The following is an 8,631-nucleotide window of genomic DNA, read 5'->3' as shown; positions in this document are numbered from 1 at the left end:
CCTTCGGGCCCGGCGCTGCGCTCGACGGTTTTACGAGCGAGGAAGCGATCCATCGCGGCGGCATGGCGACGCTGTTCAAGGTGCGGCGTGACGGCGACCCGATGCCGATGGTGATGAAGATCCCGCGGATGGGCGAGGGCGAGGATCCGGCGGCGATCGTCAGCTTCGAAATGGAGCAGATGCTGATGCCGCGGCTGTCGGGGCCGCATGTTCCGAAGTTCGTGGCGATGCGCGACTTCTCCACCCAGCCCTACATCGTGATGGAGCGCATTGCCGGCGAGCCGCTGCTCGCGCGGTTGCCGGAGCTTCCGCTGCCCTATGACGAGGCCGTGGCCATCGCGGCCAAGATCGCCACCGCGATCGCCGACCTGCATCGTCAGCACGTCATCCACCACGACATCAAGCCGAGCAACATCATGTTTCGCCCGAGCGGCGAGGCGGTGCTGCTCGATATGGGGCTGGCCTGCAGCGATCAGTTGCCGGATCTGATGCAGGAAGAGTTTCGCCTGCCGTTCGGCACCGCGCCGTATATGGCGCCGGAGCGGCTGCTCGGCGCGCGCGACGAGCCGCGCAGCGATCTGTTTGCGCTCGGCGTGCTGCTGTATTTCTTCACCACTGGGGTGCGGCCGTTCGGCGAAACCGAGACGATGTACGGCATGCGCCGCCGGCTTTGGCGGGATCCGCATCCGCCGCGCAAGCTGCGCCCCGACTATCCGCTGTGGCTGCAGGAGATCGTGCTGCGCTGCCTGGAGATCCTGCCCGAGTGGCGCTATCCGACCGCCGCGCAACTGGTGTTCGACCTGACGCATCCCACCGAGGTGAAGCTGACCACGCGCCCGGAGAAGCTCAAGCACGATCCGCTGCGCACCGTGCTGCGCCGCCGGTTCAACAAGGAGCTGACCCGGCCGCGCGCTGTGGAAACGATGGCGGCTCACTTGGCGTCGGCGCCGATCGTGGCGGTGGCGATCGATGTTGCAGAAGGCTCTGGGCCGCTCAACGCTGCGCCCCGTACCACGGCCTCGCGCATCCTCGCCCCGCTGCCGTCGGCGCGGCTCGCCTGCCTCAACGTGCTCAAGCTCGGCCGCATGACGATCGATCGGACGCTCGACGAGCACGGCCACAACAAGCACGTCGATCGTCTGGTGCAGCTTCGGCATTGGGCTGAACCGCTGAAGCTCTCCGACGACCGCCTCACCGTGCACGTGCTCGAGGCGGTCGATCCGGCGTCGGCGATTCTGGAATTCGCCCAGGCCAGCCGTGTCGATCACATCCTGATCGGTGCGCGGCGTAGCTCGGTGCTACGCTCGCTGCTCGGCAGCGTCTCGGCCAAGGTCGCCAGCGAAGCCGGCTGCACGGTGACGATCGTGCGTGAAGCGCAAGTTGCGCCGCCGCGCAGCGCGCCGCGTGCGGCCGCGCAGGACGCGTGATGCTCAGGATTCGTTAAAGCTCAATAGGTTCGGGAAGCGCGGGTCAGTTGATCATCAAGCGGTCATCGACCGCTGCTACGCCCGGAGTCGACCATGCGGCATTTTGCGCCGCGCGACGTTCGTCCCAAGTGTCGACCCGGCCTTCCAGGATCACGATGTTGCCGTTCTTCACCGTGACACGGATGGTCTTCGATCCGATCTCGGCGTGGCGGCGCAGCGCCGACTCGATCTTGTCGCGGATGCAGGAATGATCGGCGAGCGGATTGTTGATGACGATGTTGTTGGTGACGCCCATCACGCCGGCGAGCTTGCGGACATCGTCCTCGGCGGCGGCGCGCTCGAAGTGCCAATCGACCGTACCGCTCAGCGTCAACCAGCCGTTCTCGACCTGGACGTCGACCGAGCTCGACGGAACCAGCACGTTCCATTCGAGCAGATCACAGGCGCGCTGCGCGATCTGATCGTCGGCGGCGCGATTGAACGGCGAGCGGACTTCGAGATGGTCGGTGATCGCGTGCACGCCTTTGACACGGCGCGTCGCCGCGATCGCCGCGACCTTGTCGGCGTAGCTGATGACGTGACCACTGAGGATCACTCTGTCAGCCTCGACAGCAACCTTGATGTGGCCGCTGTTGAAGCTCGGATCGAATTCGAACTCGTCAAGGATGTTTTGACGAAGCTGGGACTCGGACATTCGTGGCCTCAAGAGTACCGCTACGCTGACGCGCGGCATCTTGGTTGCTGGCGCTGCAAACACATTGATCAGAATCAACGAGATCCAACCTTTGCGATTGATCCGCATCAAACCTCAATGGCGTCGGTGCGTCGCGGCACTGTCATTGATCCGGCTGCGTGCTGGTGTGCGGCAATCGGCACTCGATTGCTGCATGATTGCTCACATTGCGTTGCGTTCGCGCATGACTATGTCACGCAAAGCTGACATTGTTTGCAGCCATCATCGCCGTGCGCGGGGGCGCGCCGCACCGTGTGACGTGGAAGTGAACCCGCCTGCAGGGCACCGGCCCTGCATCTGCGCCGCTCTGGCGCGCCTCGACTGATAGATAATCTGGAGATGATGATGTCCGACGTGTTGTCCAACGATCTGTTGCAGAAGATGGACGCCTATTGGCGTGCCGCGAACTATCTGTCTGTTGGACAGATCTATCTGCAGGACAATCCGCTGCTCGATCAGAAGCTGCAGCTCGACCACATCAAGCCGCGTCTGCTCGGGCACTGGGGCACGACCCCCGGCCTCAATATGCTGTACGTGCATCTCAACCGGCTGATCACCGCGCACGACCTCGACATGATCTACATCATCGGCCCGGGTCACGGCGGGCCGGGGCTGGTCGCCAACGCGTATCTGGAAGGGACCTATACCGAGCGCTATCCGGCGATCGAGCGCAGCCGCAACGGCATGCAGAGGTTGTTCCGGCAGTTCTCCTGGCCGCACGGCGTGCCGAGCCACGTCTCGCCGGAAACGCCCGGCTCAATCCACGAGGGTGGCGAACTCGGCTATTCGCTGGCACATGCCTACGGCGCGGCGTTCGACAATCCGAATCTGATTGTCGCCTGCGTGGTCGGCGACGGCGAGGCCGAGACCGGCGCGCTGGCGACCAGCTGGCACTCCAACAAGTTTCTCAATCCGGCGCGCGACGGCGCGGTGCTGCCGATCCTGCATCTCAACGGCTTCAAGATCGCAAATCCGACCGTGCTGGCGCGGATCACGCCGCAGGAACTGACCGACCTGATGCGCGGCTATGGCTATGAGCCGTATTTCGTCGAAGGCGACGACCCGGCGGTGGTGCACCAGACGCTGGCTGCGACGCTGGAACGCGTGCTCGGCGAGATCCGCTCGATTCAGGACAAGGCGCGCAACCACGGCGCAACCGAGCGGCCGCGCTGGCCGATGATCGTGATGCGGACTCCGAAGGGCTGGACCGGTCCCAAGCACGTCGACGGCAAGCCGGTTGAAGGCACCTGGCGCGCCCATCAGGTGCCGATCGCAGACTTCAAGAATCCCGAGCATCTGACGCTGCTCGAGGACTGGATGCGCAGCTACCGGCCGGAAGAGCTTTTCGATGCCACCGGCAAGCTGCGTGACGAGCTGCAGGCGCTGGCGCCGACCGGCCGCCGCCGCATGAGCGCTAATCCGCACGCCAACGGCGGCGAACTGCTCGAGCCGCTGTCGCTGCCCGATTTCCACGACTACGCGGTGACGCTGACAGGGCCCGGCGCACTGAAGGCCGAGGCGACGCGGGTGCTCGGCACCTTCCTGCGCGACGTGATGAAGAACAGCCTCGACAGCCAGAACTTCCGGCTGTTCGGGCCGGACGAGACCGCGTCGAACCGGCTCGATGCGGTGCTGCAAGTCTCGCCGAAGGAGTGGATGGCGGCGATCGAAGACGTCGACACCGATCTCGGCCCCGATGGCCGGGTGATGGAGGTGCTGAGCGAGCATCTGTGCCAGGGCTGGCTCGAAGGCTATCTGCTGACCGGTCGGCACGGCTTCTTCTCGTGCTACGAAGCGTTCATTCACATCATCGACTCGATGTTCAATCAGCACGCAAAGTGGCTGAAGGCGTGCGCCACGATCCCGTGGCGGAAGCCGATCGCATCGCTGAACTATCTGCTGACCTCGCACGTCTGGCGCCAGGATCACAACGGCTTCTCGCACCAGGATCCGGGCTTCATCGACCACGTCGCCAACAAGAAGTCGAACGTGGTGCGGATCTATCTGCCGCCGGATGCGAACTGCCTGCTGTCGGTCGCCGACCACTGCCTGCGCAGCCGCAACTACGTCAACCTGATCGTGGCAGGTAAGCAGCCGGAATGGCAGTGGCTGGATATCGATGCGGCGGTTCGTCATTGCACCGCCGGCGCCGGGATCTGGCATTGGGCGAGCGACGAGGGCGAGCCCGATGTGGTGATGGCCTGCGCCGGCGACGTGCCGACGGTCGAGACGCTGGCGGCGGTCAAGCTGCTGCGGGAGTACGTTCCGGACATCAAGATCCGTGTCGTCAACGTCGTTGACCTGATGGTGCTTCAGCCGAGCTCGGAGCACCCCCACGGCATGGACGACCGCCGCTTCGACGAGCTGTTCACCACCGACAAGCCGGTGATCTTCGCCTTCCACGGCTATCCGTGGCTGATCCACCGGCTGACCTACCGCCGCCGCAACCACGTCAACATCCACGTCCGCGGCTACAAAGAAGAGGGCACCACGACGACGCCGTTCGACATGGTGGTGCTGAACGACCTTGATCGTTATCGCCTGGCGCTCGACGCGATCCTGCGGATTCCGCGGCTCGCCGATCAGCGCGACGCCGCCACCTCGCGTTACTGGGCAACGATGCAGCGACACAAGCTGTATATCGGCGAACACGGCGACGATATGCCCGAGGTTCGCGACTGGCGCTGGTCGGCTTGATCTGAGTGACGCCAAGGTCGGGCCGGCGCGATCCGAACAATTGCGCCGATCCGGTCAAGGCATCGTCAACCAGCCACGCATGGTGATGCGCCGGTCTGGCGCATTACCTCTTCGCATTAACCGACGGTTGCAGCACCCTCGCTATCGCTCGTCGATCGCGTGACGGGGGTAGGAGCTGAGTGATGCGTCGTGAAGAGCGAACCGAGGCGGGGCAGGACGGCCTGCACGCCGACAAGCTGCTCGGCCTGCTTGATCTGCTGGTGATCGATGACGATGCCATGCAGCGCATGCTGATTGCCGGCGCGGCCGAGAAGGCCGGCTACGCGGTGACCCACGCGGCGTCCTGCGCCGAAGGCATCGGCCTGATCCGCGACAAGCATTTCGACTGCATCACGCTCGACCTCAAGCTGGAAGACGGCGATGGCGCCGACGTCATGCGTGCGATGGCGGCGGCGAAGTACGATGGGCCGATGATCGTCATCAGCGGCATGAACTCGCAGCATCGCCGCGCCTCGCGCGATCTGGCGCGGTCGCTCGGCATGGAGCTGCTGCAGAGCTTCCCGAAGCCGATCGATCTCGCCGCACTCCGCATCTCACTCGCCAATCTGCGCAGCACCGTGGCCGGCCTGCCGATCGTTCATTCCTGGGGCGAGGTATGCGGCCCCCGCTTCGAACGCAACGGCTGAGCGTTTCCGCCGCCGGTTCGCTTTCGCGTTAGCGTGCTGATGATTTGTCGCGCGAGTATCGCTGCGGGCCGTCGTTGCGACCGACTACGACTTTCGTCGCAGCTGTTGCTCGATTTGTGACCGCGCTCAACTCATCGTGACGCTCGGGGACCGCACCGAACCGTCGTAGACGGCAAATCGATCGTATTTTCAGACAGTTTTACGAATAGGATAGAATTGGGTTCCTATCCTCGTGCTCGTACCAAGTAACTGTCCGGAAGGCAGCTCCGGATCGTCGCGAAAATTGCCTGCTTTGATCACCGGTTATGAATGTCGGTGCAGCCGAGCAGATCGAGCCGAAGGTGTGAAATGTCGATTGTCATCCAAACGTTGATTGCGACCTTCGTATTCGATCCTGGTGATTGCACGAGGTCGATCACGGTTTGATCCGGTTTCTCGCGCGAAGTCTGAAATTGGACTGAATCCGAGGCGCGCAAAGTAGCTATCCCGTTTTCGGAATGCTTCACGCGCCGGTTGTACGACCCGCGCGGGCGGCCCGACCGTGCCGATGGCCCTGAGCCGCACTCGGTCCCGTGTTAGCCGCGCCTCAACAACAATGATCTCGTCTGCCCGAGCCATCGGTTCGGTGGTGTTTGGAGTCTGAAATGCGAAAGAACTTGCCGGTGACCGACGACGAATACGTGCTCGACGACGGCACGCTGATCGTTTCGAAGACCGACGTCAAAGGCAAGCTGACCTATTTCAATGACCAGTTCGTCATCGCGTCCGGCTTCAGCGAGCAGGAGCTGATGGGGCAGCCACACAACATCGTGCGCCATCCCGACATGCCGCCGGAGGCATTCCAGAATCTGTGGGACACGCTCAAGGCGGGGCGGCCGTGGGTCGGCGCCGTCAAGAACCGGCGCAAGTCCGGTGGGTTCTATTGGGTGCTCGCCAGCGCAACGCCGCTATGGGAGAACGGCCAAGTCACCGGCTACATGTCGGTGCGGACCAAGCTGCCGGCCGATCAGCGTGTCGAAGCCGAACACGTGTATGGCTTGCTGCGAAACAACAAGGCGCACGGCTACAAGATCGACGACGGCATCATCCGGCGGCGGTCGTGGTTCGACCGGCTCGGGATGTTCACCCGGACGCTGCGCTCGCGCCTCACCACGATGGTGGCGGTGCAGGCGGTGATCATGATGATCATCGGCGCTGCCGGCATCTTTGCGGTCCACAATATGGATCAGCGCCTGCAGTCGGTTTATGAGAATCGCGCCGTCCCGCTGGGACAGCTCGCCGAGATCAACGAGCGTCTGCTCGACGATGCAATGGCGCTGCGCGGCGCGGTGGTTCGCGCCAAGGTCGGCAAGCAAATCCGCGACGTCGCGGGCCGTATCGCCATCAATCGCGAACGCTCCGACAAGCTGCTTGCGGACTACACGACGACGCGCCTGTCGGCGGATGAAAAGGCGCTTGCGGGCAAGTTCGCAGCGGCGCGGCAGACTTATTTCAACGAAGTGGTCAGCCCCGGCATCGCGATGGTGGCGGCCCGGGAATTCGATCGGCTTGGTGAGCTGATGACCGGCCGTGCCGAAGAGCTGTTCAAGGCGACCAAGACCGAGCTCGACAAGCTGGTGGCGATGCAGGTGCAGGGCGCCCGCGCCGAATACACCAGCGGCCAGCGGGAATACGTCACCATGCTGTTGATCTCGATCACGCTGCTGGTGATCGGCCTGATCCTCGGCGTCTTGAATGGCATGTTCACGACCCGCGCGATCACCGTTCCGCTGCAGCGGCTCAACACGGTGATGGGCAATATCGCGCAGGGTAAATTCGACAGCCGCGTGGTGATCGAGCGCGACGACGAGGCCGGGGTTGCACTGCGCAACATCCAGGCGATGCAGAACCAGTTGTTCTTCAGCCGCCAGGAAGAGAACGATACTGCGCAGCGGATCGCCTTGCAGCGCAAGCGCGATATGCAGCGGCTGGCCGACGAGTTCGAAGCGGCGGTCGGGGAGATCATCGAAACTGTCTCGTCGGCCTCGACCGAATTGGAAGCCTCCGCCAGTTCGCTGACCGCCACCGCCGAACGCTCGCGCGATCTGACTGTCACGGTGGCGGCGGCGTCGGAACAGGCGGCCACCAATGTGCAGTCGGTCGCCGGGGCCACCGAGCAGATGTCGTCGACAGTCAGCGAGATCAGCCGACAGGTGCAGGAGTCGGCGCGGATCGCAGTCGAGTCCGTCAGTCAGGCACGGCACACCAACGATCGGGTGAGCGAGTTGTCGGAGGCTGCGGGACGGATCGGCGCGGTGGTCGAACTGATCAACAATATTGCCGGCCAGACCAACCTGCTGGCGCTCAACGCCACCATCGAGGCGGCGCGGGCTGGCGAGGCCGGTCGCGGCTTTGCCGTCGTGGCGCAGGAAGTGAAGATCCTTGCCGAGCAGACCGCCAAGGCGACCGGCGATATCAGCCAGCAGATCTCCGGCATCCAGGCTGGTACCGAGGAGTCCGTTGCGGCGATCCGGCAGATCGGCGTCACGATCGACCGGATGGCCGAAATCGCTTCCACGGTGGCGTCGGCTGTCGAGCAGCAGGGTGCTGCAACGCAAGAAATCGCCCGCAACGTTCAGGAGGCGGCGCACGGTACCATCCAGGTCAGCTCGAATATCGCCAGCGTTCGCCAGGGCGCTGCCGAGACCGGGTCGGCGTCGTCTCAGGTGCTGGCGGCGGCCCAGGCGCTGTCGCACGACAGCAACCGGCTGAAGGCCGAGGTCAGCCGCTTCCTCAGCACGGTACGGGCCGCCTGAGCGCGGTCCGCGGCCAGTCTGTGCAGCGCCCACGAACGGCTCGTACTCCTACGTGCTGCAAAATTAACGAGAGCGTAGGCGACCGGCGGATATGGCTGGCATTGGACATAAATTCCGCTCGTTGAGTGGACGGCCGGGGGTCCTGCGGTCACCGGTGTGTAGGTAAAAGGCGTAACGCGTATGGACGATCTTCTTCGTGAGTTTTTGACGGAGACCTTCGAGAGCCTGGACACGGTTGACAACCAGTTGGTCCGGTTTGAGCAGGAGCCGAACAACGCGAAGATATTGGACAA

General features: G+C 63.8%; 5 protein-coding genes. 4 read left to right on the top strand and 1 reads right to left on the bottom strand.

Annotated elements, in window-relative coordinates; translation table 11 throughout:
* Window positions 1–1,427 (top strand): serine/threonine protein kinase (locus tag DYI24_RS15435; RefSeq protein ID WP_164572920.1); only part of this gene is annotated, 1,427 nt, incomplete at its 5' end.
* 43 nt (window positions 1,428–1,470) lie between these two features.
* Here the strand turns inward: DYI24_RS15435 and DYI24_RS15430 are convergent.
* A complete protein-coding gene (locus DYI24_RS15430; protein ID WP_107346508.1) occupies window positions 1,471–2,121 on the bottom strand; it encodes a BON domain-containing protein in 651 nt (216 codons plus the stop codon).
* A 384-nt stretch (window positions 2,122–2,505) separates the two neighbouring features.
* Here DYI24_RS15430 and DYI24_RS15425 point away from each other — a divergent pair, with 384 nt between their 5' ends.
* From DYI24_RS15425 to DYI24_RS15415, 3 genes are all read left to right on the top strand, one after another.
* Window positions 2,506–4,857: a phosphoketolase family protein gene (locus DYI24_RS15425; RefSeq protein ID WP_164572919.1), complete on the top strand. Its 2,352-nt coding sequence runs from the start codon at window positions 2,506–2,508 to the stop codon at window positions 4,855–4,857.
* A gap of 182 nt (window positions 4,858–5,039) precedes the next feature.
* The gene (locus DYI24_RS15420) at window positions 5,040–5,543 is read left to right on the top strand and encodes a response regulator (RefSeq protein ID WP_164572918.1); all 504 of its coding nucleotides are present in this window, start codon (window positions 5,040–5,042) and stop codon (window positions 5,541–5,543) included.
* A 644-nt stretch (window positions 5,544–6,187) separates the two neighbouring features.
* A complete protein-coding gene (locus DYI24_RS15415; RefSeq protein WP_164572917.1) occupies window positions 6,188–8,338 on the top strand; it encodes a methyl-accepting chemotaxis protein in 2,151 nt (716 codons plus the stop codon).
* Window positions 8,339–8,631: the final 293 nt, after the last annotated feature.

This window comes from Rhodopseudomonas sp. BR0C11 (assembly GCF_010820945.1).
GTDB lineage: Bacteria > Pseudomonadota > Alphaproteobacteria > Rhizobiales > Xanthobacteraceae > Rhodopseudomonas > Rhodopseudomonas palustris_H.
This window is presented reverse-complemented; position numbering and strand designations above follow the sequence as displayed.